The organism is Streptomyces pseudoechinosporeus (assembly GCF_054783935.1).
This window is the reverse complement of sequence record NZ_BAAGPS010000090.1, coordinates 55,161-79,191: the sequence shown is the minus strand read 5'-3', so window position 1 is coordinate 79,191 and position 24,031 is coordinate 55,161. Positions and strand designations below refer to the sequence as shown.

General features: G+C 69.3%; 20 protein-coding genes and 1 riboswitch. Of the genes, 17 read left to right on the top strand and 3 right to left on the bottom strand.

Annotated features, from left to right (window positions below; genetic code table 11):
- Positions 1-37 precede the first annotated feature (37 nt).
- From ACYVO6_RS46450 to ACYVO6_RS46420, 7 genes are all read left to right on the top strand, one after another.
- Positions 38-1,111, top strand: a complete 1,074-nt coding sequence (locus ACYVO6_RS46450; protein ID WP_461072537.1) for a polyprenyl synthetase family protein — start codon at positions 38-40, stop codon at positions 1,109-1,111.
- Between the two features lie 111 nt (positions 1,112-1,222).
- Positions 1,223-3,229, top strand: coding sequence for a squalene--hopene cyclase (gene shc, locus ACYVO6_RS46445; protein ID WP_461072535.1), 2,007 nt, complete (start codon positions 1,223-1,225; stop codon positions 3,227-3,229).
- The gene (locus tag ACYVO6_RS46440; RefSeq protein ID WP_461072533.1) at positions 3,229-3,858 is read left to right on the top strand and encodes a phosphorylase family protein; all 630 of its coding nucleotides are present in this window, start codon (positions 3,229-3,231) and stop codon (positions 3,856-3,858) included. The genes shc and ACYVO6_RS46440 overlap by 1 nt, the downstream gene beginning before the upstream one ends.
- A gap of 5 nt (positions 3,859-3,863) precedes the next feature.
- A complete protein-coding gene (gene hpnH / locus ACYVO6_RS46435; RefSeq protein WP_189324563.1) occupies positions 3,864-4,886 on the top strand; it encodes an adenosyl-hopene transferase HpnH in 1,023 nt (340 codons plus the stop codon).
- A gap of 4 nt (positions 4,887-4,890) precedes the next feature.
- Positions 4,891-6,048 (top strand): flavodoxin-dependent (E)-4-hydroxy-3-methylbut-2-enyl-diphosphate synthase, encoded by a 1,158-nt coding sequence (ispG, locus tag ACYVO6_RS46430; protein WP_461072531.1) that lies wholly within the window; start codon positions 4,891-4,893, stop codon positions 6,046-6,048.
- 28 nt (positions 6,049-6,076) lie between these two features.
- Positions 6,077-8,014 carry a 1-deoxy-D-xylulose-5-phosphate synthase gene (dxs, locus tag ACYVO6_RS46425; RefSeq protein WP_461072529.1) on the top strand — a complete coding sequence of 646 codons (1,938 nt, stop codon included), beginning with the start codon at positions 6,077-6,079 and terminating at the stop codon, positions 8,012-8,014.
- Positions 8,011-9,417 (top strand): aspartate aminotransferase family protein, encoded by a 1,407-nt coding sequence (locus tag ACYVO6_RS46420; RefSeq protein WP_461072527.1) that lies wholly within the window; start codon positions 8,011-8,013, stop codon positions 9,415-9,417. The genes dxs and ACYVO6_RS46420 overlap by 4 nt, the downstream gene beginning before the upstream one ends.
- 15 nt (positions 9,418-9,432) lie before the next feature.
- On the opposite strand, the gene ACYVO6_RS46415 is transcribed toward ACYVO6_RS46420, so the two are convergent.
- Entirely contained in the window at positions 9,433-10,230 is a 798-nt protein-coding gene (locus ACYVO6_RS46415; protein WP_461072525.1) for a tyrosine-protein phosphatase, read from the bottom strand.
- A gap of 192 nt (positions 10,231-10,422) precedes the next feature.
- Here ACYVO6_RS46415 and ACYVO6_RS46410 point away from each other — a divergent pair, with 192 nt between their 5' ends.
- The 4 genes from ACYVO6_RS46410 (at position 10,423) to ACYVO6_RS46395 (ending at position 15,745) form a co-directional block, all read left to right on the top strand.
- On the top strand, positions 10,423-12,522 hold the full coding sequence (locus tag ACYVO6_RS46410) for an alpha-galactosidase (protein WP_461072687.1): 2,100 nt from the start codon (positions 10,423-10,425) through the stop codon (positions 12,520-12,522).
- Positions 12,523-12,823: 301 nt separating this feature from the next.
- A riboswitch (cyclic di-AMP (ydaO/yuaA leader) is annotated at positions 12,824-12,987 on the top strand.
- 2 nt (positions 12,988-12,989) lie between these two features.
- On the top strand, positions 12,990-13,916 hold the full coding sequence (locus ACYVO6_RS46405) for a M23 family metallopeptidase (protein WP_461072523.1): 927 nt from the start codon (positions 12,990-12,992) through the stop codon (positions 13,914-13,916).
- A gap of 204 nt (positions 13,917-14,120) precedes the next feature.
- The gene (locus ACYVO6_RS46400) at positions 14,121-14,837 is read left to right on the top strand and encodes a DUF6250 domain-containing protein (RefSeq protein WP_461072521.1); all 717 of its coding nucleotides are present in this window, start codon (positions 14,121-14,123) and stop codon (positions 14,835-14,837) included.
- Positions 14,838-14,959: 122 nt separating this feature from the next.
- On the top strand, positions 14,960-15,745 hold the full coding sequence (locus tag ACYVO6_RS46395; protein WP_461072519.1) for an SGNH/GDSL hydrolase family protein: 786 nt from the start codon (positions 14,960-14,962) through the stop codon (positions 15,743-15,745).
- A gap of 418 nt (positions 15,746-16,163) precedes the next feature.
- On the opposite strand, the gene ACYVO6_RS46390 is transcribed toward ACYVO6_RS46395, so the two are convergent.
- Positions 16,164-16,784 (bottom strand): TetR/AcrR family transcriptional regulator, encoded by a 621-nt coding sequence (locus ACYVO6_RS46390; protein WP_461072517.1) that lies wholly within the window; start codon positions 16,782-16,784, stop codon positions 16,164-16,166.
- 40 nt (positions 16,785-16,824) lie between these two features.
- Positions 16,825-18,018, bottom strand: coding sequence for a glutamate dehydrogenase (locus ACYVO6_RS46385; protein ID WP_461072515.1), 1,194 nt, complete (start codon positions 18,016-18,018; stop codon positions 16,825-16,827).
- Between the two features lie 314 nt (positions 18,019-18,332).
- On the opposite strand from ACYVO6_RS46385, the gene ACYVO6_RS46380 reads away from it, so the two are divergent.
- The 6 genes from ACYVO6_RS46380 to ACYVO6_RS46355 all read left to right on the top strand — a co-directional run bounded on the left by ACYVO6_RS46380 (position 18,333) and on the right by ACYVO6_RS46355 (position 24,013).
- Entirely contained in the window at positions 18,333-19,547 is a 1,215-nt protein-coding gene (locus tag ACYVO6_RS46380; protein WP_461072513.1) for an MBL fold metallo-hydrolase, read from the top strand.
- A gap of 355 nt (positions 19,548-19,902) precedes the next feature.
- Complete coding sequence (locus tag ACYVO6_RS46375; RefSeq protein ID WP_461072511.1) at positions 19,903-21,930, top strand: sensor histidine kinase; 2,028 nt, start codon at positions 19,903-19,905, stop codon at positions 21,928-21,930.
- Positions 21,931-22,007: 77 nt separating this feature from the next.
- Positions 22,008-22,457 (top strand): roadblock/LC7 domain-containing protein, encoded by a 450-nt coding sequence (locus ACYVO6_RS46370; RefSeq protein WP_461072509.1) that lies wholly within the window; start codon positions 22,008-22,010, stop codon positions 22,455-22,457.
- Between the two features lie 2 nt (positions 22,458-22,459).
- Positions 22,460-22,831, top strand: coding sequence for a DUF742 domain-containing protein (locus tag ACYVO6_RS46365; protein ID WP_033326991.1), 372 nt, complete (start codon positions 22,460-22,462; stop codon positions 22,829-22,831).
- The gene (locus ACYVO6_RS46360) at positions 22,809-23,408 is read left to right on the top strand and encodes a GTP-binding protein (protein ID WP_461072507.1); all 600 of its coding nucleotides are present in this window, start codon (positions 22,809-22,811) and stop codon (positions 23,406-23,408) included. Before ACYVO6_RS46365 ends, ACYVO6_RS46360 begins: the two co-directional genes overlap by 23 nt.
- Positions 23,405-24,013, top strand: a complete 609-nt coding sequence (locus ACYVO6_RS46355; RefSeq protein ID WP_461072505.1) for a GAF domain-containing protein — start codon at positions 23,405-23,407, stop codon at positions 24,011-24,013. Before ACYVO6_RS46360 ends, ACYVO6_RS46355 begins: the two co-directional genes overlap by 4 nt.
- Positions 24,014-24,031: the final 18 nt, after the last annotated feature.

Here is a 24,031-nt window from a genome sequence, read left to right as displayed (position 1 = left end):
CTCCCGCACCCCCCGTATCGCAACTAGAGGAGAGACTGTGCCCACTGTGCCCCCGGCATCAACGCCCGCTCGAGTGACCTCGGTGGACGTGACCGCGCTCCTGGAGCGCGGCCGGACCCTGGCCACACCGGTACTGCGGGCGGCCATCGACCGCCTGGCCCCTCCCATGGACACTGTCGCCGCCTACCACTTCGGCTGGATCGACGCCGAGGGCAACCCCGCGGACGGCGACGGCGGCAAGGCCGTACGCCCCGCGCTCGCCGTCCTGTCCGCGCAGGCCGCCGGAGCCGCACCCGAGGTGGGCGTGCCGGGTGCGGTCGCCGTTGAACTGGTGCACAACTTCTCGCTCCTGCACGACGACCTGATGGACGGCGACGAACAGCGCCGCCACCGCGACACCGTATGGAAGGTGCACGGCCCCGCCCAGGCCATCCTCGTCGGCGACGCCCTGTTCGCGCTGGCCAACGAGATCCTCCTGGAGCTCGGCACGGCCGAGGCGGGCCGCGCCACCCGCCGCCTCACCACCGCCACCCGCGCACTGATCGACGGCCAGGCGCAGGACATCTCCTACGAGCACCGCGAGCGGGTCACCGTCGAGGAGTGCCTGGAGATGGAGGGCAACAAGACGGGCGCCCTGCTCGCCTGCGCCTGCTCCATCGGCGCGGTACTCGGCGGCGCCGACGACCACACCGCCGACACCCTGGAGAAGTACGGCTACCACCTCGGCCTCGCCTTCCAGGCCGTGGACGATCTGCTGGGCATCTGGGGCGACCCGGAGGCCACCGGCAAGCGGCCCTGGAGCGATCTGCGCCAGCGCAAGAAGTCCCTGCCGGTCGTGGCCGCTCTCGCGGCGGACGGACCGGCCTCCGAGCGGCTCGGCGAACTGCTCGCCGAGGACGCCAAGGCCAGCGACTTCGAGAACTTCTCCGAGGAGGAGTTCGCCGCGCGCGCCGCGCTCATCGAGGAGGCGGGCGGCCGCGAGTGGACCGCCCAGGAGGCCCGCCGCCAGCACACGACCGCCATCGACGCCCTGGACTCGATCCCGATGCCGGACCGGGTACGGGCCGAGCTGGTGGCGCTCGCCGACTTCGTCGTCGTACGAAAGAGATGATCACTATCGGTCGAACAAGCCTCGCGTAGTCGCCGGCCGGTGCCGCGGGAGAACGAGCACCGGCCGACGGCGGACCCACAGCAGACGTCACCACTGCACGAAGGGGAAGCCATGACAGCGACGACCGACGGAAGCACCGGGGCCCTGCCGCCCCGCGCAGCCTCGGCCAGCGAAACCCGCACGACGACTCCCGTGGCGGCCGGGAGCCTGGACGTTCAGGATGCCGCCCAGCGCGCGATACAGCGCGCCACCGATTTCCTGCTCGCCACACAGGACGCCCAGGGCTGGTGGAAGGGCGACCTCGAGACGAACGTCACGATGGACGCCGAGGACCTGCTGCTCCGCCAGTTCCTGGGCATCCTCGACGAGAAGACCACGTACGCCGCAGGGCTCTTCATCCGCGGCGAGCAGCGTGAGGACGGCACCTGGGCCACGTTCTACAGCGGGCCCGGCGAACTCTCCACCACCATCGAGGCGTACGTCGCGCTGCGGCTGGCCGGTGACAGCCCGGACGCGCCGCACATGGCGAAGGCCTCGGCATGGATCCGTGAACAGGGCGGCATCGCCGCGTCCCGCGTCTTCACCCGGATCTGGCTGGCCCTGTTCGGCTGGTGGAAGTGGGACGACCTGCCCGAACTCCCGCCGGAGCTCATCTACTTCCCCAAGTGGGCGCCGCTCAACATCTACGACTTCGGGTGCTGGGCCCGGCAGACCATCGTGCCCCTCACCATCGTCTCGGCGAAGCGCCCGGTACGGCCCGCGCCGTTCCCGCTCGACGAGCTGCACACCGACCCGCGCAACCCGAACCCCGTCAAGCCGCTTGCTCCGGCGGCGAGTTGGAACGGCGTCTTCCAGCGGCTCGACAAGGCGCTGCACGCCTACCACAAGGTCGCCCCGCGCCGGCTGCGCAGGGCCGCGATGAACACCGCGGCCCGCTGGATCATCGAGCGGCAGGAGAACGACGGCTGCTGGGGCGGCATCCAGCCGCCCGCCGTGTACTCGGTCATCGCGCTGCATCTGCTCGGCTACGACCTCCAACACCCGGTGATGCGGGCCGGGTTGGAGTCCCTGGACCGATTCGCCGTATGGCGCGAGGACGGCGCCCGGATGATCGAGGCCTGCCAGTCACCGGTGTGGGACACCTGCCTGGCGACCATCGCGCTCGCCGACGCCGGCCTGCCCGCCGACCATCCGCAGCTGGTGAAGGCCGCGGACTGGATGCTCGGCGAGGAGATCGTACGGCCCGGCGACTGGGCCGTACGCAGGCCCCAACTGCCGCCCGGCGGCTGGGCGTTCGAGTTCCACAACGACAACTACCCCGACATCGACGACACCGCCGAGGTCGTCCTCGCGCTGCGCCGCGTCAAGCACCACGACCCGGAGCGCATCGAGAAGGCCGTCGGACGCGGGGTGCGCTGGAACCTCGGCATGCAGTCGAAGAACGGCGCGTGGGGCGCCTTCGACGTCGACAACACCAGTGCCTTTCCCAACCGGCTGCCGTTCTGCGACTTCGGTGAGGTGATCGACCCGCCGTCCGCCGACGTCACCGCGCACGTCGTGGAGATGCTCGCCGTCGAGGGGCTGTCCCACGATCCCCGCACCCGCCGGGGCATCGAGTGGCTGCTCGCCGAACAGGAGGCGAACGGCTCCTGGTTCGGCCGCTGGGGCGTCAACTACGTATACGGCACAGGGTCGGTGGTGCCCGCGCTGGTCGCCGCCGGACTGCCCGGATCACATCCGGCGATCCGCCGGGCCGTCGACTGGCTGGAGACGGTGCAGAACGAGGACGGCGGCTGGGGCGAGGACCTGCGCTCCTACCACGACGTCGCCGAGTGGAGCGGCCGGGGCTCCTCCACCGCCTCGCAGACCGCCTGGGCCCTGCTCGCGCTGCTCTCGGCGGGGGAGCGGGAGTCCAAGGCCGTGGAGCGCGGGATCGCCTGGCTCGCCCAGACCCAGCGGGAGGACGGCACCTGGGACGAGCCGTACTTCACGGGCACCGGTTTCCCGTGGGACTTCTCGATCAACTACCACCTCTACCGGCAGGTCTTCCCGCTGACCGCGCTCGGCCGGTACGTCCACGGCGAGCCGTTCACCGGCCCACAGGCGAAGGGGAGTTGATGGCCACGACACCACCCGCCGCCCCGCTGCTGATCGCCTGCGCGCTCGGCATCGAACGTCTCGCCCTGCGCGGCGGCGCCGAGGGCCCGGTCACCGTGCTGCGTACCGGCATGGGACCCCTGGCCGCCGACCGGGCGGTCAACCGGGCGCTCGCCGATCCGGCGCTGCGGGACGCGGCCGTCCTGGCCACGGGCTTCTGCGCCGGACTCGCGCCCGGGATGCACCCCGGTGACCTGGTCGTCGCCGAGGAGACCCGGGACGCGCGGGGCCGTACCCCGTGCGTGGGCACCGATCTGCTCGTCAAGGAACTGGTGCGCGCCGTGCCCGGGCGCACCATTCACACCGGACCGCTCACCGGCTCCGACCACGTCGTCCGCGGACACGAACGGTCCGATCTGCTCACGACCGGCGCAATCGCGGTCGACATGGAGTCGGCGGCCACACTCCACAGCGCCCTCCGCGCGGGTGCGCGCCCGGTTGCGGCCGTCCGGGTGGTCGTGGACGCTCCAGAACATGAACTCGTCCGGATCGGCACGGTGCGCGGTGGAATATCAGCTTTCCGCGTCCTTCGTGCCGTCCTTCCCGCTTTCGTCGAATGGCACCGTTCCTTGCTGCTCCCCAGGAGGTGAGCCAGATGGCCATGCCACTCCGCCAGACCATCAAGGTCGCGACATATCTCTTTGAACAGAAGCTCCGCAAGCGGGACAAGTTTCCGCTGATCGTCGAGCTGGAACCGCTGTACGCCTGCAATCTGAAGTGCGAGGGCTGCGGCAAGATCCAGCACCCGGCCGGAGTACTCAAGCAGCGCATGCCGGTGGCGCAGGCCGTGGGGGCGGTGCTCGAATCCGGTGCGCCAATGGTGTCCATCGCCGGCGGTGAGCCCCTGATGCACCCACACATCGACGAGATCGTGCGGCAGCTGGTGGCCAGGAAGAAGTACGTCTTCCTGTGCACCAACGCCATGCTGCTGCGCAAGAAGATGGACAAATTCAAGCCCTCACCGTTCTTCGCGTTCGCCGTGCACATCGACGGTCTGCGCGAGCGGCACGACGAGTCCGTGGCGAAGGAGGGTGTGTTCGACGAGGCCGTGGCGGCCATAAAGGAGGCGAAGAAGCGCGGCTTCCGGGTCACCACCAACTCGACCTTCTTCAACACCGACACCCCGCAGACCATCATCGAGGTGCTCAACTTCCTCAACGACGACCTGAAGGTCGACGAGATGATGATCTCGCCCGCGTACGCCTACGAGAAGGCACCCGACCAGGAGCACTTCCTCGGCGTCGAGCAGACCCGCGAGCTGTTCAAGAAGGCCTTCGCGGGCGGTAACCGGCTGCGCTGGCGGCTCAACCACTCGCCCCTGTTCCTCGACTTCCTCGAGGGCAAGGTCGACTTCCCGTGCACGGCGTGGGCGATCCCCAACTACTCGCTGTTCGGCTGGCAGAAGCCCTGCTATCTGATGAGCGACGGGTACGTCACCACGTACAAGCAACTCATCGAGGACACCGACTGGGACGCCTACGGCCGGGGCAAGGACCCGCGCTGCGCCAACTGCATGGCGCACTGCGGCTACGAGCCGACCGCCGTCATGGCCACCATGGGCTCCCTCAAGGAGTCGTTGCGGGCCGCCCGTGAGACCGTCTCCGGAAACCGCGGGTGACGCCATGACCGCAGTTTCCCTGGGGGTCCCCGAGCTGCCGGTCCGGCCGATCGCCGAGCGCCGGAAGAGCCGGCAGATCCAGGTCGGGACCGTGGCCGTGGGCGGAGACGCACCCGTCTCGGTGCAGTCGATGACGACGACGCGTACGGCGGACATCGGTGCCACGCTGCAGCAGATCGCCGAGCTGACGGCGTCGGGCTGTCAGATCGTCCGGGTGGCCTGTCCGACGCAGGACGACGCGGACGCGCTGCCGGTGATTGCCCGGAAGTCGCAGATCCCGGTGATCGCGGACATCCACTTCCAGCCGAAGTACGTGTTCGCGGCGATCGAGGCGGGCTGTGCGGCGGTGCGGGTGAATCCCGGCAACATCAAGCAGTTCGACGACAAGGTGAAGGAGATCGCGCGGGCCGCGAAGGATCACGGCACGCCGATCCGGATCGGGGTGAACGCGGGCTCGCTGGATCGGCGGCTGCTGCAGAAGTACGGCAGGGCCACCCCGGAGGCGCTGGTGGAGTCCGCTCTGTGGGAGGCCTCGCTGTTCGAGGAGCACGACTTCCGGGACATCAAGATCTCGGTGAAGCACAACGACCCGGTGGTGATGGTCAACGCCTACCGGCAGCTGGCCGCCGCCTGCGACTATCCGCTGCACCTGGGGGTGACGGAGGCCGGTCCCGCCTTCCAGGGCACCATCAAGTCGGCGGTGGCCTTCGGGGCGCTGCTCTCCGAGGGCATCGGGGACACCATCCGGGTGTCCCTGTCGGCGCCGCCCGCGGAGGAGGTCAAGGTCGGCAACCAGATCCTGGAGTCGCTGAACCTGCGGCAGCGCGGTCTGGAGATCGTGTCCTGCCCGTCCTGTGGCCGGGCCCAGGTGGACGTCTACAGGCTGGCCGAGGAGGTCACGGCCGGTCTGGAGGGGATGGAGGTGCCGCTGCGGGTCGCGGTGATGGGCTGCGTGGTGAACGGGCCGGGCGAGGCGCGGGAGGCGGACCTGGGGGTCGCCTCCGGCAACGGCAAGGGACAGATCTTCGTGAAGGGCGAGGTCATCAAGACGGTGCCCGAGTCGAAGATCGTGGAGACCCTGATCGACGAGGCGATGAAGATCGCCGAACAGATGGAAGCGGACGGCGTCGCGTCGGGGGAACCGGCCGTCACCGTGAGTTGAACAGCACGGACCGAGAGGGGGCCCTAGCGTGACGATTCTGGAAACCATCCGGGGACCACGCGACCTGAAGGCGCTGTCCGAGGCGGAGATCAACCAACTGGCGGACGAGATCCGGGAGTTCCTGGTGCACGCGGTCGCCCGCACCGGCGGTCATCTCGGGCCCAATCTGGGGGTGGTGGAACTTTCCATCGCCCTCCACCGGGTCTTCGAGTCACCCGTCGACCGCATCCTGTGGGACACCGGACACCAGAGCTACGTACACAAGCTGCTGACAGGACGTCAGGACTTCTCCAAGCTGCGCGGCAAGGGCGGTCTCTCCGGCTACCCGTCACGCGAGGAGTCCGAGCACGACATCATCGAGAACAGCCACGCGTCCACCGCGCTCGGCTGGGCCGACGGGCTCGCCAAGGCCCGCCAGGTGCAAGGGGAGAAGGGCCATGTCGTCGCCGTCATCGGGGACGGCGCGCTCACCGGCGGCATGGCGTGGGAGGCGCTGAACAACATCGCCGCCGCCAAGGACCGGCCGCTGATCATCGTCGTCAACGACAACGAGCGCTCGTACTCGCCGACCATAGGCGGACTCGCCAACCATCTCGCGACGCTGCGGACCACCGACAGCTACGAGAAGGTGCTGGCCTGGGGCAAGGACGTACTGCTGAGCACGCCCATCATCGGGAACACGGTCTACGAGTCGCTGCACGGCGCGAAGAAGGGCTTCAAGGACGCGTTCGCGCCACAGGGCATGTTCGAGGACCTGGGACTGAAGTACGTGGGTCCCATCGACGGGCACGACGTCGGGGCCGTCGAGTCAGCGCTGCGGCGCGCGAAGCGGTTCCACGGGCCGGTCCTCATCCACTGCCTCACCGAGAAGGGGCGCGGTTACGAACCCGCGCTCGCCCACGAGGAGGACCACTTCCACACGGTCGGCGTGATGGACCCGCTCACCTGCGAGCCGCTCTCGCCCTCCAACGGGCCTGCCTGGACCTCGGTGTTCGGCGACGAGATCGTACGGATCGGGGAGGAGCGCGAGGACGTCGTGGCGATCACGGCGGCCATGCTGCACCCGGTGGGCCTGGCGAAGTTCGCGGAGCGGTTCCCCGACCGGGTGTGGGACGTCGGCATCGCCGAGCAGCACGCCACGGTGTCCGCGGCCGGGCTCGCGACGGGCGGACTGCATCCGGTCGTCGCGGTGTACGCGACCTTCCTGAACCGTGCCTTCGACCAGCTTCTGATGGATGTCGCGCTGCATCGCTGCGGAGTGACCTTTGTGCTCGACCGGGCCGGAGTCACGGGAGTTGACGGGCCGTCACACAACGGCATGTGGGACATGTCCATCCTGCAGGTCGTGCCGGGGCTGAGGATCGCCGCACCGCGTGACGCCGACCAACTGCGGGCCCAGCTGCGGGAGGCGGTGGCCGTGGATGACGCGCCGACGCTGATCCGCTTCCCCAAGGAGTCGGTGGGACCCTCGATCGAGGCGGTCGACCGGGTGGGCGGCCTGGACGTACTGCACCGGGGCGACCGGCCCGAAGTGCTCCTGGTCGCCGTCGGTGTGATGGCGCCGGTGTGCCTCCAGGCGGCCGAGCTGCTGGCAGCCAGGGGCGTCAACTGCACGGTGGTCGACCCGCGTTGGGTCAAGCCCGTCGATCCCGCGCTGCCTCCGCTCGCCGCCGAGCACCGCCTGGTCGCCGTCGTCGAGGACAACAGCCGGGCCGGCGGCGTGGGCGCGGCGGTCGCTCTCGCGCTCGGCGATGCCGAAGTCGACGTGCCCGTACGGCGGTTCGGGATTCCGGAGCAGTTCCTCGCGCACGCCAAGCGCGGGGAGGTGCTGGCCGACATCGGTCTCACACCGGTCGAGATCGCGGGACGGATCAGCGCGGGTCTGGCGACCCAGGAGGCGAGCCTGGCCGTCACGGAGGCCGAACTCGCCGCCAAGGAGCACATGTCCAAGGAGAAACAGGAATGACCGCGGAGCCCTTTTCGCAGTCCGGGGACTTCGACCTCGGCAAACTACTCGCCGGGCGGGCAGGTGAACGCTACGAGCTGCACGCCCGGCACCTCAATCACCAACTTCCGCGCATGCTGCACACCATCGGCTTCGACAGGTACTACGAGCGGGCCGAGGGCGCGTACTTCTGGGACGCGGAGGGCAACGACTACCTGGACATGCTCGCCGGGTTCGGGGTGATAGGCCTGGGGCGTCATCACCCCGTCGTCCGTAAGGCGCTGCACGACGTCCTCGACGCCTCGCTCGCCGACCTCACCCGCTTCGACTGCCAGCCCCTGCCGGGACTCCTCGCCGAGCAACTCCTCATCCACAGCCCGCACTTGGACCGGGTGTTCTTCGGCAACAGCGGTACGGAGGCTGTCGAGACGGCGTTGAAGTTCGCCCGGTACGCGACCGGGAAGCCACGCGTTCTCTATTGCACGCACGCCTTCCACGGGCTGACCACCGGCTCGCTGTCCGTGAACGGCGAGTCCGGTTTCCGCGACGGCTTCGCACCGCTGCTGCCCGACACCGCGGTGCCGCTCGGTGATCTGGACGTACTGGAAAGGGAGTTGAAGAGGGGCGACGTCGCCGCGCTGATCGTCGAACCGATCCAGGGCAAGGGCGTGCACGAGTCGCCGCCCGGATATCTGCGCGCCGCCCAGGAGCTGCTGCACCGGCACAAGGCGCTGCTCATCGCGGACGAGGTGCAGACGGGGCTTGGCCGGACCGGCGACTTCTACGCCTACCAGCACGAGGGCGGCGTCGAGCCGGACCTGGTGTGTGTGGCGAAGGCGCTGTCCGGCGGCTATGTGCCCGTGGGTGCGACCCTCGGCAAGGACTGGATCTTCAAGAAGGTCTACTCGTCGATGGACCGCGTCCTCGTGCACTCCGCGAGCTTCGGCGCCAACGCACAGGCCATGGCCGCCGGGCTCGCCGTGCTCTCGGTGATGGAGAACGAGGATGTCGTCGCGAACGCCCGTGCCATGGGAGAGGAGTTGAAGTCCCGGCTCGCCGCGCTCGTGGACAATTACGAGCTGCTCAGTGAGGTACGCGGCCGGGGGCTGATGATCGGCATCGAGTTCGGCAGGCCCAAGTCGCTGAAGCTGCGCAGCCGTTGGACCATGCTGCAGGCGGCACGCAAGGGACTGTTCGCGCAGATGGTGGTCGTACCGCTGCTCCAGCGGCATCGGATCCTCACGCAGGTCTCGGGCGATCACCTGGAGGTGATAAAGCTGATTCCTCCGCTGATCATCGGCGAACGGGACGTGGACCGGTTCGTGGACGCCTTCACCGACGTGATGGACGACGCCCACAACGGCGGTGGGCTGATGTGGGACTTCGGCAAGACACTCGTGAAGCAGGCGGTGGCCAACAGGTAGGGGGCCGGTGGGCGGTCAGTCGAGGAAACGCTCCCGCAGCCGCTCCCGCGTCTTCGGGGTCACGCGAAGGCCCTGCTCCAGGTAGGTGTCGACGCCGCCCCAGGTCTCCTCGATCGTGTCGAACGCCGCCGTCAGGTACTCGGCGCGTGCGTCGAAGAGGGGGCTGAGCAGCTCCATCACCTCGGGGGAGTACGCCGAGGACGCGGAGCTGCTGCGCCGCACCTTGTAGCGGCGGTGGGGGGCGTTCGACTTCAGGTAGTCCGCCACGATGGCCTCGCGCTCGACGCCGAGGGCGAGGAGCGTGACGGCTATGGACAGGCCCGCGCGGTCCTTGCCCGCCGCGCAGTGCATGAGTGCAGGCACGCTGTCCTCAGCTATCGCGTGCAGCACTCGCGAGTGCTCGGGAGTGCGCTCCTTGATGATCGATCGGTAAGACACGATCATCCGGTTCGCCGCCTTGCCGTCCGCGAGGATCGAGCGCAGCTGGTCCAGATCGCCGTCGCGGACCATCGTCCAGAACTCGGCGCCATGTGCCGGATCGGTCAGCGGCAGGTTCACATTCCGCACGCCCGGCAGCTCGACGTCCTCCCCCTCCAGCTTCTTGTCCGCCTCGTTGCGGAAGTCGAAGATCGTGTGCAGGCCCAGCGAGGCGAGGAACGCGGCGTCCTCCTCGGTCGCGTGCGCGAGATGGCCGCTGCGGAACAGCAGTCCGGGCGCCACGCGTCGGCCGTCCTCGGTCGGCAGGCCGCCCACATCGCGGAAGTTGCGCACTCCGGTCAGCTCGGGCTCGGTCGACGGGACCTGCTGCGTCACGGGGGCTCCTCCCAGTCGGCGGCCGACGCTGTTGTCGGCGGGGCGCGCTCTCGACGATACGACATGCGTTCGTGGGCCAATCAGTTGTCCACAGGCGGTGCCGGTCGGTTGTCCACAGGCGGTGCCGGCGAGGCGCCGGCGCCTGCGATGATGTTGTGCTTGAGCGAGCTTGTTCGGATCTGTGAGGACTTGATGGTGGAGATCGGCAAAGACGGTCGTACGTGGTTGCTTTCGGGGCCCACGAGCAGTTATGCCCTGCGGCTCACGGACGAGGACGAGCTGCTGCATCTGCACTGGGGCCCACGCATCGCGCTCGCGGATGCCGAGGCGCTGGCCGCCCGTCCCGGGCCGGAGTACCGGGGCTTCGAGTCCCCGCTCGACGGGCACGAGGAGTACCCGGTCGAGGGCGGCCCCCGTTTCGTACGGCCGGCGCTGTCCGTGCGTACGGACGAGCGACGCGGCACGGAGTGGCGCTTCGAGGCGTACGAAGTGGATGAATCCGATGGATCGGATGGGGTCGAACTGCGGCTGCAGTTCTCCGACTCCGGGCTCGGCATCACGCTGCACTACCGGATGCGCTCCGCCACCGACGTCGTCGAGCGCTGGGTGACCCTCGCCAACGAAGGGCCCGCCCTGGAGGTCCTGCGCGCCGACTCGGCGACCTGGACACTGCCGGAGCGCGAGGGCTGGCGGCTGTCGCAGACGCACGGGCGCTGGGCGGCCGAGTCCCAGCTCGTACGAACGGACCTCACCTACGGTGAGCAGGTCATCGGCAGCCGGCGCGGGCACACCGGGCATCAGCATCTGCCGTGGGTCGCGCTGGACGTCGAGGGTGCGGCGACCGAGGAGCACGGCGAGGTGTACGGGTGCGCACTCGCGTGGTCCGGTTCGTGGCGGATCGCCGTGGCCCAACTCCCGGACGCGCGCGTGCAGATCACCGGTGGCGCTGGGTACGACGACTCCGGGCTGGTGCGGCTGGAGCCGGGGGAGAGCTTTGTCACGCCGGTCTTCGCGGGGCTGTGGAGCGATGGCGGCTTCGGCGGGGCGAGCCGGGCCTGGCATGCGTACCAGCGGGCGTATGTGATCCCGGACGCGGACCAGGACCGGCCGGTGCTCTACAACTCCTGGGAGGCCACGGAGTTCGACATCTCGGAGGAGCAGCAGCGGGCGCTCGCGCGGCGGGCGGCGGCGATGGGCGTGGAGCTGTTCGTGGTCGACGACGGCTGGTTCGGAAAGCGGACCAGCGACCGGGCCGGGCTCGGGGACTGGACGCCCAACCCCGACCGCTTCCCGGCTGGCCTCAAGCCCCTGGCGGACGACGTGCACGCCCTGGGCATGCAGTTCGGGATCTGGGTCGAGCCGGAAATGGTCAATGCGGACAGTGAGTTGTATCGAGCGCATCCTGACTGGATTCAGTATCAACCAGGACGAAAGCGTACGGAGCTTCGCAATCAGCTCGTACTGAACCTTGCGCGCGACGACGTCCAGGAATACCTGTGGGAGCAGCTTCACGGGCTGCTCTCCAGCGCTCCGATCGACTATGTGAAGTGGGACTTCAACCGCTGCTTCACGGACGCCGGCTGGCCCGGAGAGGCGTATCCGCAGCGGCTGTGGGTCGACCATGTGCACGCCCTGTACGGCCTGTTGGACCGGCTGCGGGCCGCGCACCCCGGTGTCGCCTTCGAGTCCTGCTCGGGCGGTGGCGGCCGGATCGACCTCGGTGTCATGGCGCGTACGGACCAGGTGTGGACCTCGGACAACACCGATCCGCTCGACCGGCTCGCCATCCAGCACGGCTTCAGCCAGATCCACCCGGCGCGGGCCATGGCCGCCTGGGTCACCGACAGCCCGAACAAGCAGCTCAATGGACGCGTGAGTTCGCTGCGCTTCCGCTTTGTGAGCTCCATGGCCGGAGTGCTCGGGGTCGGTGGCGACCTAACCGAGTGGAGTGACGAGGAGCTCGCCGAGGCGCGGGACTGGGTGGCGCTCTACAAGCAGATCCGGCCCGTCGTGCAGCGCGGCGACCTCTACCGGCTGCGGGCGCCGGAGGGCGGACTGAGCGCCGTGCAGTACGTCCATGAGGACCAGGCCGTCGTCCTTGCCTGGCTCCAGGCTCAGCATTACGGCGAGCCCGTAGCGCCCGTACGACTGCGGGGACTCGATCCGGCGGAAACGTACGAATGCCCCGAAACGGGCGAAGTGTACAGAGGTGCCGTGTTGTTGCATCACGGACTGCGGACCGGCTTGCGCGGTGACCTGGATGCGGCAGTTTTCCGTCTGCGTCGCATCTGAGAGTTGTGTCCGTATTGGAGTGCCTTCATTCCAACTCGCTCTGGAATAGGCACTCCTGAATCAGTGATGCGTGAGCAGCGTCATATTCGTGACAGTGTGCTGTCGCCATGTTCATGTAATTCAAGTGTGTTTACAGGGGATTTCAGGAAGGCGGAAGACCGGTGATTCACGGAGGGTGACGGCGATTTCGGTCAAGGATCAAGAGAACGGGGCACATAGGCAACCCAAAGCTTGTCCCTGTGCGTCTTGGTCGCTTACGTTCGCCACCAATCCGGACGGACGCCTAATCCTGCCGCCGCCCGGAATCCGCACACCGATCCGTACACGGCAGGAGCGGGGGACCCACAGGTACAGCGCCTGTTCTGGTCTCCGGAACAGGCTTGGGGTAAAGCCGCGCGAAAGCGCGGCCGGGCATCTCCAGCTCGCACCCGACAGCTCACCTCGTAGGCGCCGGAGAGGAATTCGTCATGCCCGCGAAGGGTAAGCACCGCCGCCCGAAGTCCGCGCGTTTCACCCGCTCGATCGCCGTTGCCTCAACCGGTGGCGCCGCGCTCGCACTTCCGCTGCTGGGAGCGGCCGGCGCACATGCCGCTACTCCGCAGAGCGCGCCCGCGTCTGTTTCCAACAAGGCCGAATCCGTTTCCCAGAAGGCTGTTGAGTCCGCTCCTGTCGCCGCTCAGAAGAAGACCGCGACCAGGACGTACGAAGTGAGGGCGGGCGATTCTCTCTCGAGGATCGCCCGCGAACAGAATGTCAGCGGTGGCTGGAAAAAGCTCTACGAGGACAACCGCCAGGCCGTCGGCAGTGAACCGGGGCTCATTCACCCGGGCCTGAAGCTGACGATCGGCAAGAAGGCCGCCGCGCCTTCCGGTGGCAGCGAGGCCAAGGCGCCGAAGGCGGCCGAGGCTCCCAAGGCGGCCGAGGCTCCCCAGGTGTCCGCGAAGAAGGCCCCGACCGCCAAGGCGGCCGAGGCGCCCAGCAGTTCGAGCGGCTTCACCATGCCGGTCGAGGGTGCGACCGTCAGCACCCCGTACAAGATGTCGGGCAGCATGTGGTCCAGTGGCTACCACACCGGTGTCGACTTCGCGGCCGCGACCGGCACTTCGCTCAAGGCCGTGGGCGCGGGCACGGTTGTCTCCGCCGGCTGGGGTGGCGCGTACGGCAACCAGGTCGTCATCCAGCTCAGTGACGGCCAATACGCCCAGTACGCCCACCTTTCGTCCCTTTCCGTCTCGGCTGGGCAGTCCGTGACCGCGGGTCAGGAGATCGGCCTCTCCGGCGCGACCGGCAACGTCACCGGCCCGCATCTGCACTTCGAGATCCGCACCACGCCGGACTACGGCTCGGACGTGGACCCGCTGGCGTTCCTGCGCTCGCACGGCGTCTCCGTCTGACGCCACCCGCGCACCGCCGCGAGCGGATCGCGTTTCCTTCTCACGCCGAAGGCCGGACCCCTGATCCCCGGGTCCGGCCTTCGGCTTGTCCGCAGGGGTCGACAGCGGCAGCGGCCAGGCGTCAAAGTGATCTGCGGCAAGCGCTTTCTACAGACCCGCGCGAGACCCGCTCGCCCCGTCGTACGCCAGTCAAGGAGACGCTTCATGACGACCCGCAGAGCCTTCGGAGCCCTGGCCGCCGGTGCCGCACTCGCGGCCCTCGCCCCCGCGCACACCGCGAGCGCGTCGGCGGATCACCGCCGAGGACGGCTCATCGCCCGCGACGGCTTCCGGCACGGACTGGGGCAGTGGGCAACGGAGTTGCAGGACGGTGGCAGTGTCACCGCTTCCCGTGGCGTCATGGAGATCGATGTGCCGAGCGGCGCCACGGTCTGGTTCAAGCGGAAGCTCGCGGGACCGTATGTCATCGAGTACACCGCCACACCTGTCTCCGCTGGCGGTGTCAACGACCGGGTGTCGGACCTCAACAACTTCTGGAACGCGGTCGACGTCCGCTCCCCGGACGACCTCTTCGCCACCGAACGCGGCGGCGCCCTCGACGAGTACGACTACCTCAAAACGTACTACTCGGGCTACGGCGCCAACTACAACACGACCACGCGGCTGCGCCGTTACGTCGGCCAGGCGGGCGTCCGGCCGCTGATCTACGACTACACGGAGCCCCTGCTGGTGGTGAACCGGCCCCACCGCGTCCGGATCGTCTCGCACGGCTCGACCGTCCAGTGGTGGAACAACGGGCGGCTCGTCTTCGACTACGCCGACCCGGAGCCGTACACGAGCGGGCACTTCGCGTTCCGGACCGTGTGGAGCCATTTCCGGATCACGGACTTCCGGGTGTGGGCGCTGCGTATTCCGAGTTGACCGAGACTTGACGCGTGGCTTATCTCACCGCCCGTCAACCCTTTCCTACGGTCGCGTAGCTCACACCGAAAGGTGAATCATGGGCCGACGTGGCAAACGATTCGAAGAATGACAGCAGATCAGTGATCGGGTCGTACGTGGCGGTGGGGGACAGCTTCACCGAAGGCGTTGGCGACCCCGGCCCCGACGGGGCGCTCGTCGGCTGGGCCGACCGGTTCGCGGTGCTGCTCGCCGACCGGCGGCCCGAGGGCGACTTCGACTACACCAACCTCGCCGTACGCGGGAAGCTGCTCGACCAGATCGTCGAGGACCAGCTTTCGCAGGCCAAGGAGCTGGCGCCGGACCTGGTTTCCTTCTGCGCGGGCGGCAACGACATCCTGCGGCCCGGCACCGATCCCGACGAGGTCGCCTCGCGCTTTGAGCGTGCCATCGCCGAACTCACGTCGGCAGTCGGCACGGTGCTCGTGACCACCGGCTTCGACACCCGTGATATGCCCGTGCTCAAGCACTTGCGCGGCAAGATCGCCACATACAACGGGCATGTGCGGGCGGTCGCCGACCGGTACGGGTGTCCCGTACTGGACCTGTGGTCGCTGAAGACCATCCAGGACCGGCGTGCCTGGGACGACGACCGACTGCATCTGTCGCCGGAGGGGCACACCAGGGTTGCACTCCGCGCCGGGCAGGTTCTCGGGCTGTCGGTGCCCGCCGATCCGGAGCAGCCGTGGCCGCCGTTGCCGCCGCGCGGGACACTTGAGGTACGGCGCGATGACATTCACTGGGCGCGGGAGTATCTGGTGCCTTGGATCGGGCGGCGGCTTCGGGGGGAGTCGTCTGGGGATCGGGTGGTGGCGAAGGGGAGTTTGTCGCCGGACGACATCAAGATGCGGATGCGCTCCGCTGTTTGAAGGTTGACTACGGGGTGGTGCGTTGGGGTTCATTGTCGGCTGCGGGTTCGCTCCGCTGGGTGAAGCGGGGCGACTGCACTGCGCGGTCGGGTGCGGGTGCTCTGTGGCTGGTCGCGTAGTTCCCCGCGGGTGCCTCCGGCGGGTGCGGGTGCGTGGTGGTTGCTCGCGCCGTTCCCCGCGCCCCTTAGGTGCGTGGTGGGTCGGGGCCGTGGGCCGGTGCGTCAGCCCGTCGCAGGCCGGGCATACGGCCCTGGCCTGGTACAGGGTCCTGGTTTCCTGAGACCGAACCTAAGCGACGGGCATACGACGCACCGGCCCACGGCCCCTCCCGCCGGGGGGAGAGTGCGGGCGCGTTGGGGTGCGGGCTTGTTCGGGGCCCGGGCTTTTCCGGGGCGCGTGGAGGCGCAGGCCTTTGCTTTTAGGGGCGCGGGGGTGTCAACGCCTCGTGGTTCAGGCCAAGTTCGTGGGCCAGGGCCTCGTCTGCCCACTTTTGGGTGCGGGCGCGGGATACCGCACCCTCATACGCCGTCATCTGGACGGCCAGGCCGTCCAGGAGCGCGGTGAGGCGTAGGGCCGTGTCCATGGGGGCTGGGCAGTGGAACTCGCCGGCGGCCACGCCCTCCGTGATGACCTCGGCCAGCGCGGCCTTCCACTGGCGATCGAGGTCGCGTGTGACGTCCCGCAGTGCGGGGTCGCGCAGAGCTGCTGACCAGCCTTCGATCCACAGGCGCCAGCCCTTGGCCTGTCCTGTCGGTGCGTACCAGCGGACGGCCGCTCGCAGTCGGCGCAGCGCCGTTGTGCGGCGGGCGAGGAGCTTGCGCAAGTGGGCCAGGTCGCCGTCGGCCGCGTATGTGAACGCGGCGGCGACCAGCTTTTCCTTCGTCGAGAAGTGATACAGCACCAGTGCGTTGCTCACCCCGAGCGCGGCGGCCACGTCGGCGATCCGTACCGCCGCCACACCCCGCGCCTCGATCTGTTCGACGGCGGCCCGCAGCAACTCCTCCCGCCGCTCCTGAACGCTCAACCGAACCCTGGCCACGCCCGCAACCCTACACACGGGGTCGGACAGGCATACGGCGTCACCGATACCACCCGAACCGTTCGGAAATCACCGGCAGTCGGTCCGCGACGATCGCGTGCGCGGCCGCCCGTGGTGTCGTGCCGTCGGCCTCCGCGCGCGTGAGCATCTGATCGACAAGGGACCGCATGGAGCGTCGCGTGTACGCGAACGCCTCGTCGGCGTCGGCCCCGATGTCGCCGAACAGCGTCCACCACCACCAGGCGTTGGTCCCGGAGTTGACGACGACGTCCGGCAGGACGGTGACACCGCGCGCGGAGAGCAGTTCCTCCGCCTCGGGCAGTACGGGCATGTTCGCGGCCTCGACGATCCAACGAGCCGTGATCCGCGCCTGGTTGACGGTGTCGATCGCGTACGAGACCGCCGCCGGCACCAGCACCTCGGCCTCGGCGGACAGCCAGGCGTCGCCCGGGAGTTCGAGGTCGGCCGGGCGAAGTGCCGCCGAGCGGTCGACCGTTCCGTACGCGTCACGGGCGGCCAGCAGCGCCTCGACGTCGAGTCCCGCCGGGTTGGCGATCGTGCCCTTCACGTCGGCGACCGCCACGATCGTGAGTCCCGCGCGCGTGAGGAACCGTGCCGTGGCCCCACCCATGGTGCCCAGACCCTGCACGGCCACCCTTGTCCCCGCGTACGGCTGTTTGCTGCGGTCCAGCGCCGCGAGGACGGACTCGGCCACCCCGCAGCCGCCGGCCAGTTCGTCGAGCCCGATGCCGTCCACCTCGACGGCGAAGGCGTCCGCCAGCCGCCGCCGAGCCGTCGCCTCGTCGTCGAGCAGCGGGTACACGGCCTGGATGGACGAGACAAGTCCCGCCTCGGCGGCGGCCCGGTCGACGACATCCTGGGTGAGGCCGAGGTCCTCGCCGGTAGTCCAGAAGTTCTCGATGTACGGGCGCATGGCGCACAGATAGCGCACGAGAATCCCGTACGCACCGGGGTCCTGGGGATCGCAGTCGATGCCGCCCTTCGCGCCGCCCAGTGGGATGTAGCGGCCCTCGGGGTTGTAGTGCAACGCCTCCTTCATGGTCATGCCACGCGCGAGGCCGGTGACCTCGTCCAACGTGCAGCCCGCCCGCATCCGCAGCCCGCCGCTGGAGACTCCGCGCACCAGTCGGTCCACGACCAGGTGCCCCTGGCGGCCGGTGACGTGGTCGGTCCAGGTGAGCGTCATCAAGGGACTGCTGTCCAGGGCGGTCATGGGGGTCTCCTCGGGAACGGGGAATCGGGAGCCGGGAACAGGCAGCGGAGTCGGAGCGTTTGAGCAGCGTGGGACCGGGTGCCCAGAGTGGGCCCGGTGCCGGTCGGGGCCTGTCGTTGCTGAATAACCAGTCAGTATCGAAAGGGTTGTGCGGCTCTGTCAACGTGCTGAATGGATCTTCAGTACAGGCCGACGTCGTACGTGGTGGATCTCGCCGTGCCCGGCGCGGACACCGCCCTGTCATACGCCCGACCCGGCGCTGTCAGAGGCGGCGACCATAATGGAATGTCAGACCGACTCCACCTGGAGGTGCCGTGACCGGTTTCCGTCCCCTGAGCTCCGGGCTCCGTGCTCTGCGGCCCGCCGCCTTCGGCGCGGATCCGAGCGGTGAGCGCATGGAGCGCATCCGCAGATCGCCGAACTTCGCGGACGGCGTCTTCCGGAATCCGGAGGGTGCCCCCCGGCCCGACGGTGCCATGCGCGAGTTCGCGCAGGCCTTCTTCCGCAAGGAAGAGCGCGTGCGCCGCGCCCCGGCGGGCACGGTGCCGGTGCACGCCACGACCCTCGCCGACCTCGCCAGGCCCCCGGCCCACGGACTGCGCCTGACGTGGATGGGGCACTCCAGCGTGCTCGCCGAGATCGACGGCCACCGGGTGCTCTTCGACCCCGTCTGGGGCGAGCGCTGCTCCCCGTTCGCCTTCGCCGGGCCCAAGCGGCTGCACCCCGTGCCCCTGCCGCTGGCCGCGCTCGGCCCGGTCGACGTGGTCGTCATCTCGCACGATCACTACGACCACCTCGACCTGCCCACCATCAAGGCCCTGGCCGATACGGACACGGTGTTCGCGGTGCCCCTCGGCGTCGGCGCCCACCTGGAGCACTGGGGCGTCTCCCCGGACCGGCTGCGCGAGCTGGACTGGAACGAGACGACGAAGGTCGGCGGTATCTCCCTGACCGCCACGCCCGCCCGCCACTTCTGCGGGCGCGGCCTGCGCAACACCCAGCACACCCTCTGGGCCTCGTGGGCCGTCGCGGGTGATGAGTACCGGATCTATCACAGCGGTGACACCGGGTACTTCGCCGGATTCAAGGACATCGGCGCCGAGCACGGTCCCTTCGACGCCACGATGATCCAGATCGGTGCTTATTCCGAGTTCTGGCCTGATATCCACATGACGCCCGAGGAGGGCATGCGCGCCCACCTGGACCTTCAGGGCGAGAAGCCCAGCGGTGTGATGTTGCCGATCCACTGGGCGACCTTCAACCTGGCGACGCACCCCTGGGCCGAGCCGGGCGAGGGGACGATCACCGCCGCCCGCGCGGCCGGTGCGCGGATCGCGCTGCCCCGCCCCGGCGAGCCCTTCGAGCCCACGGCCGAGACCGTGCCGTCCGAGCCCTGGTGGCGCGGCGTGGCCCTCACACCGGTCGGCGGCTGGCCCGTCGTCGAGAAGTCGGCCGACAAGGCGGTCGCCGATACGCCGGGTGACACCGCGGAGGACACCGGAGAGCCGGAAACCGTCCCGGCCGGGTGATCGGGACATAAGCGAGGACGGTCGGCGAGGGCCGAGGGGCAATGTGCTCCTCGGCCCTCGCCTTTTTGTGCTGACCGTTTCTGACCAGGTCTGATCGATCCGATCGCGCACGGGAATGCACGTACGAGGGGCTTATCGGTCTGTCGTACGAACGCTCATACCAGAGCGGGACGATGCCCGCCGGACTTTGTCAACTGCCCACCGAGTGTGATGCGCTGGCGACTACTGTGAGTGGCCGCCGGGCGACGCAGGGCCGGATTTTCGGCGTGCGCGAACGGCACCGCGATGGCGCATGCCCGACTCGCAGATCCGCGGGAGCCGCAACGGCCCCGACATATCCAGTACGAGGACGTCGATGTCTCACCTTCGCGCACCGGCCGCACGCGCAGACCGCCGCGAGGGCGGGCGCCACGGGCGACCGGTCGCCCGCACCGCCCCCTCACTGCCCGAGACCCATATACGGCCCCAGCTCCTGCGTCTCGCGGTCCTGCCACCCATCGCGGTGGCCCTCAGCGCCAGCGCCGCCGTGCTGTTCACCGTCCGCTCGACCATGGCCAGGCCCAGTCTCACCCTGTGGATCGTCCTCGGCGGAGCCGTCGCGGTCGCCCTCGCGGGCATCGTGATCGCCGCCGTGGCCGCCAATCGTGCGGCCAGGTCCGTACGCGAGCGGGTCGGTACGCTGCGCAGTGCCAGCGCCCGTGATCAGGCCGAACTGCGCGGCCTGGTCGAGGCCCTGCGACGCGGCGACGGGCCGCCCGCGCGGCGGAAGCGCGGTGAACTGGCCCCGGACGCCGACGAGTTCGACCTGCTCGCCGACGACCTCGCGCGCGCTCACGACGGCGCCTTCAGCGCGGTCGTCCAGGCCTCCCAGCTGTCCAGCCAGGCGGGCAGCGAACAGAAGGTGGAGGTCTTCGTCAATCTGGCCCGGCGACTTCAGTCCCTCGTGCAGCGCGAGATCTCGGTCCTGGACGAGCTGGAGAACGAGATCGAGGACCCGGACCTGCTCAAGGGTCTCTTCCACGTCGACCACCTCGCCACCCGCATCCGCCGCCACGCCGAGAACCTCGCCGTGCTCGGCGGCGCCGTCTCCCGCCGTCAGTGGAGCAAACCGGTCTCCATGACCGAGGTGCTGCGCTCCGCCATCGCCGAGGTCGAGCAGTACTCGCGGGTCAAGCTCGTGCCGCCGATCGAAGGCACCGTGCGCGGTCACGCCGTCGCCGACGTGATCCATCTGCTGGCCGAACTCGTCGAGAACGCCACGGTGTTCTCGGCCCCGCAGACGCAGGTCCTGCTGCGCGCCAACCTCGTCACCTCGGGGCTCGCCGTCGAGGTCGAGGACCGCGGACTCGGCATGCCGCCGGCCGAACAGAACAAGATGAACACCCTGCTCACCGACCCGGACCAGGTGAACGTCGCGAGCCTGCTGCAGGACGGCCGCATCGGGCTGTTCGTGGTCTCGCAGCTCGCGCGTCGGCACGGCATCGCGGTCCGGCTGCAGACCAATATCTACGGCGGCATCCAGGCCGTACTCGTCATGCCGCAGGGGCTCCTCGGCGCGGAACCCGAGCAGTCGGGGGCGGGGCGTCCGCGGACGGTGGTGTCGGAGGCCGGTACGCCGGCCGATGGCGTTCCCGTGTACGGCACTTCGGTTCAGGGTGTTCCGGTACACGGGACGCCGGTGCAGGGGAAGCCCGGGCACGGGACGGCGGCTCCCGCCGGCGTTTCGGCTCATGGTGACGCGGTCCCGGGCACGCCCGTTCCGGCGCAGGGTGTCGCGTTGGGCGTCCCCGGCGACGTATCGCATGCACAGCGTCAAGAGACGACTGCGCGTCAGGAAACGACGGCGCACGGACACCGTGGCGAGAGGGCCGCGGCATCGCGGCAGCAGCGCGATGACGCGTCGGCCGGGACGACCGTGGTGAGCGGCGGCCGTTCGGTGCCGCTTCCTGTGCGCGGCGCCGAGGCGCGGCCCAATCCGGCGGAGGCGGTGCCCGGCATCCGCTCCGACGACCGGCGGATCGTGATCGAGAACATCGCGAAGACGCTCACCTCGCCGACGGCGCGGGGCGGTGCGGTGCGCGGCACCATGGGCAAGCCCCAACTGCCCAGACGGCGCGCCCAGGAGCACATCGTGCCCGAGCTGCGCGAAGGGCCCCTGCCCCGCCCGGAGTCCGAGTTCCTCGTCGGTCACGACCCCGGCCTGATGGCGGCCTTTCAGCGGGGCATCGGGCTCGCCGAGGCCCAGCAACGGGACGCGGCGCGCAGGGACGCCGCACCCGGGAGCACGCACGAATCACCCGAGGCGCACGCCGCGCGCGAGCCGGCGCCCGCGCCCACTCATGACTTCACCGCCCGACACGACGGAAGCACACCAGCCGGATGATCAACGCCACCCCCACTTCCACGTCCACCCACACCTCCGCTCCCACAGACGCACGTACTTCAAGGAGTCGATCCCCCATGGCGAGCGATGTGCCGACCGCCCATGTATCCGATCTCGACTGGCTGATGAGCGGCCTGGTGCAGCGCGTCCCACACACCAGGAGCGCGGTGCTGCTCTCCTGCGACGGCTTGGTGAAGTCGGTCCACGGCCTCGACCCCGACAGTGCCGACCACATGGCGGCCCTCGCCTCCGGGCTGTACTCCCTGGGACGCAGCGCGGGCGTCCGCTTCGGGGACGGTGGTGACGTACGCCAGGTCGTCGTCGAACTCGACTCCACCCTGCTGTTCGTGTCCACCGCGGGCTCCGGCACCTGTCTCGCCGTGCTCGCCGGACGCGAGGCCGACGCGGCCGTGCTCGGATACGAGATGGCGATGCTGGTCAAGAGCGTCCGCCCGTATCTGATGACCGCACCCAGGCAGTCCCCCGTCGGGCAGTCCCCCGCCGAGCCCTCGGCGATGAGGCCTTGAACGTGACCGCGGCCGGGGACGGGCCCTGGCTCGATGACGCGGCCGGACGCCTCGTACGGCCCTACACGGTCAGCAACGGCCGGACCCGGCCCAGTACCGCGCTCGATCTTCTGTCGCAGATGCGGGCCACCGGAGCCACCCCGCTCGGGTACCTCGGCCCCGAGCACAACCAGGCGCTCGAACTGTGCCGGGTGCCCGTCTCGGTCGCCGAGGTGGCCGCACATCTGAAGCTGCCGGCGGCGGTCACCAAGGTGCTGCTGGCCGACCTCGTCGACTGCGGGGCGCTGTCCACGAAGCCCCCGGCCTTCCCCCACAACCCCACTGACCGGTCCCTTCTGGAGGCAGTGCTCGATGGACTACGACGACAGCTCTGACCCCTTCCCCACCGCACTGAAGATCCTGGTGGCGGGAGGGTTCGGGGTAGGAAAGACCACCCTTGTCGGCGCGGTGAGCGAGATCGCGCCGCTGAGTACGGAGGAGTTACTCACCACGGTCAGCGCCTCGACCGACAACCTCGACGGCATCGAGAACAAGGTCGAGACGACCGTCGCGATGGACTTCGGGCGCATCACGCTCGATCCGGAACATGTGCTGTACCTGTTCGGTACGCCCGGACAGGAGCGGTTCTGGTTCATGTGGGACGAGCTCTGCGAGGGCGCGCTCGGCGCGGTCATCCTCGCCGACACCCGCCGCCTGGAGGAGTGTTTCGCCGCCGTCGACTTCTTCGAGCAGCGCGGCCTGGGATTCATCGTCGCCGTCAACGAGTTCGACGGCGCCCACCGCTACGACCCGGAGGAGGTGCGGGCGGCCATCGACCTCGACCCGGAGATCCCCATCGTGCGCTGCGACGCGCGGATCTCCAGCTCAGGGGTGCAGACCCTGCTGACCCTCGTCCGCCATCTGATCGCCCACGCGCCCACGCGCGCCCCCAGTTACGGAGCCCGCACATGAGGTACGACCCGCCGCGCCCGGCCGGTCGGCTGCTGCTCACCCCCGAGGACAAGGACGCCCCCGCCCGTACGCGGCGGCTACGCCGGCTCGGTCTGGGGGAGCGGGCCGAGCCGGCCTTCGACGCCTTCGCGGACCGGCTCGCGGAGATCGCCGCGGCGCCGTACGCGATGGTCAACTTCATCGACGAGAACGGGCAGTTCTTCGCGGGCCTGCACACTCCGGACAGCATGGGCACCGGCTGGGGCACGGGCTCGCGTGAGCGGTCGGCCGTGATCGCCGCCGCGGACGGTACGGAGTATCGCTTCGGTCGCCACATGGCCCGCGACCACGGCTTCTGCCCCCATGTGGTGGTCCGGGGGAAGGCGCTGGCCCTGGAGGACGTCCGCGACTATCCGCGGTTCGCCGGGAATCCGGTCGTCGACGAGATCGGCATCCGCTCCTATCTGGGCGCCCCGCTCATCGACCGCACGGGCTTCGTGCTCGGCACGGTGTGCGTCGAGGATGTCGAGCCGAGGCCCTGGGGGATGGCGGGCCTGGAGACCATCAAGGCGATGGCGGCGGAATTCGTCGAGCAGATCGAGTTGCGGGAGAGCGGCGGGTTCTGAGGGGCGTTCAGGCCTCGG

Excerpts from the sequence above, each read along its gene's own strand:
- hpnH (WP_189324563.1), top strand. The coding sequence starts at position 3,864 with ATGGCCATGCCACTCCGCCAGACCATCAAGGTCGCGACATATCTCTTT.
- ACYVO6_RS46355 (WP_461072505.1), top strand. The coding sequence starts at position 23,405 with ATGAGGTACGACCCGCCGCGCCCGGCCGGTCGGCTGCTGCTCACCCCC.
- ACYVO6_RS46400 (WP_461072521.1), top strand. The coding sequence starts at position 14,121 with ATGACGACCCGCAGAGCCTTCGGAGCCCTGGCCGCCGGTGCCGCACTC.
- shc (WP_461072535.1), top strand. The coding sequence starts at position 1,223 with ATGACAGCGACGACCGACGGAAGCACCGGGGCCCTGCCGCCCCGCGCA.
- ACYVO6_RS46405 (WP_461072523.1), top strand. The coding sequence starts at position 12,990 with ATGCCCGCGAAGGGTAAGCACCGCCGCCCGAAGTCCGCGCGTTTCACC.
- ACYVO6_RS46440 (WP_461072533.1), top strand. The coding sequence starts at position 3,229 with ATGGCCACGACACCACCCGCCGCCCCGCTGCTGATCGCCTGCGCGCTC.
- ACYVO6_RS46360 (WP_461072507.1), top strand. The coding sequence starts at position 22,809 with ATGGACTACGACGACAGCTCTGACCCCTTCCCCACCGCACTGAAGATC.
- ACYVO6_RS46385 (WP_461072515.1), bottom strand. The coding sequence starts at position 18,018 with ATGACCGCCCTGGACAGCAGTCCCTTGATGACGCTCACCTGGACCGAC.
- ACYVO6_RS46375 (WP_461072511.1), top strand. The coding sequence starts at position 19,903 with ATGTCTCACCTTCGCGCACCGGCCGCACGCGCAGACCGCCGCGAGGGC.
- ispG (WP_461072531.1), top strand. The coding sequence starts at position 4,891 with ATGACCGCAGTTTCCCTGGGGGTCCCCGAGCTGCCGGTCCGGCCGATC.
- ACYVO6_RS46410 (WP_461072687.1), top strand. The coding sequence starts at position 10,423 with ATGGTGGAGATCGGCAAAGACGGTCGTACGTGGTTGCTTTCGGGGCCC.
- ACYVO6_RS46420 (WP_461072527.1), top strand. The coding sequence starts at position 8,011 with ATGACCGCGGAGCCCTTTTCGCAGTCCGGGGACTTCGACCTCGGCAAA.
- ACYVO6_RS46370 (WP_461072509.1), top strand. The coding sequence starts at position 22,008 with ATGGCGAGCGATGTGCCGACCGCCCATGTATCCGATCTCGACTGGCTG.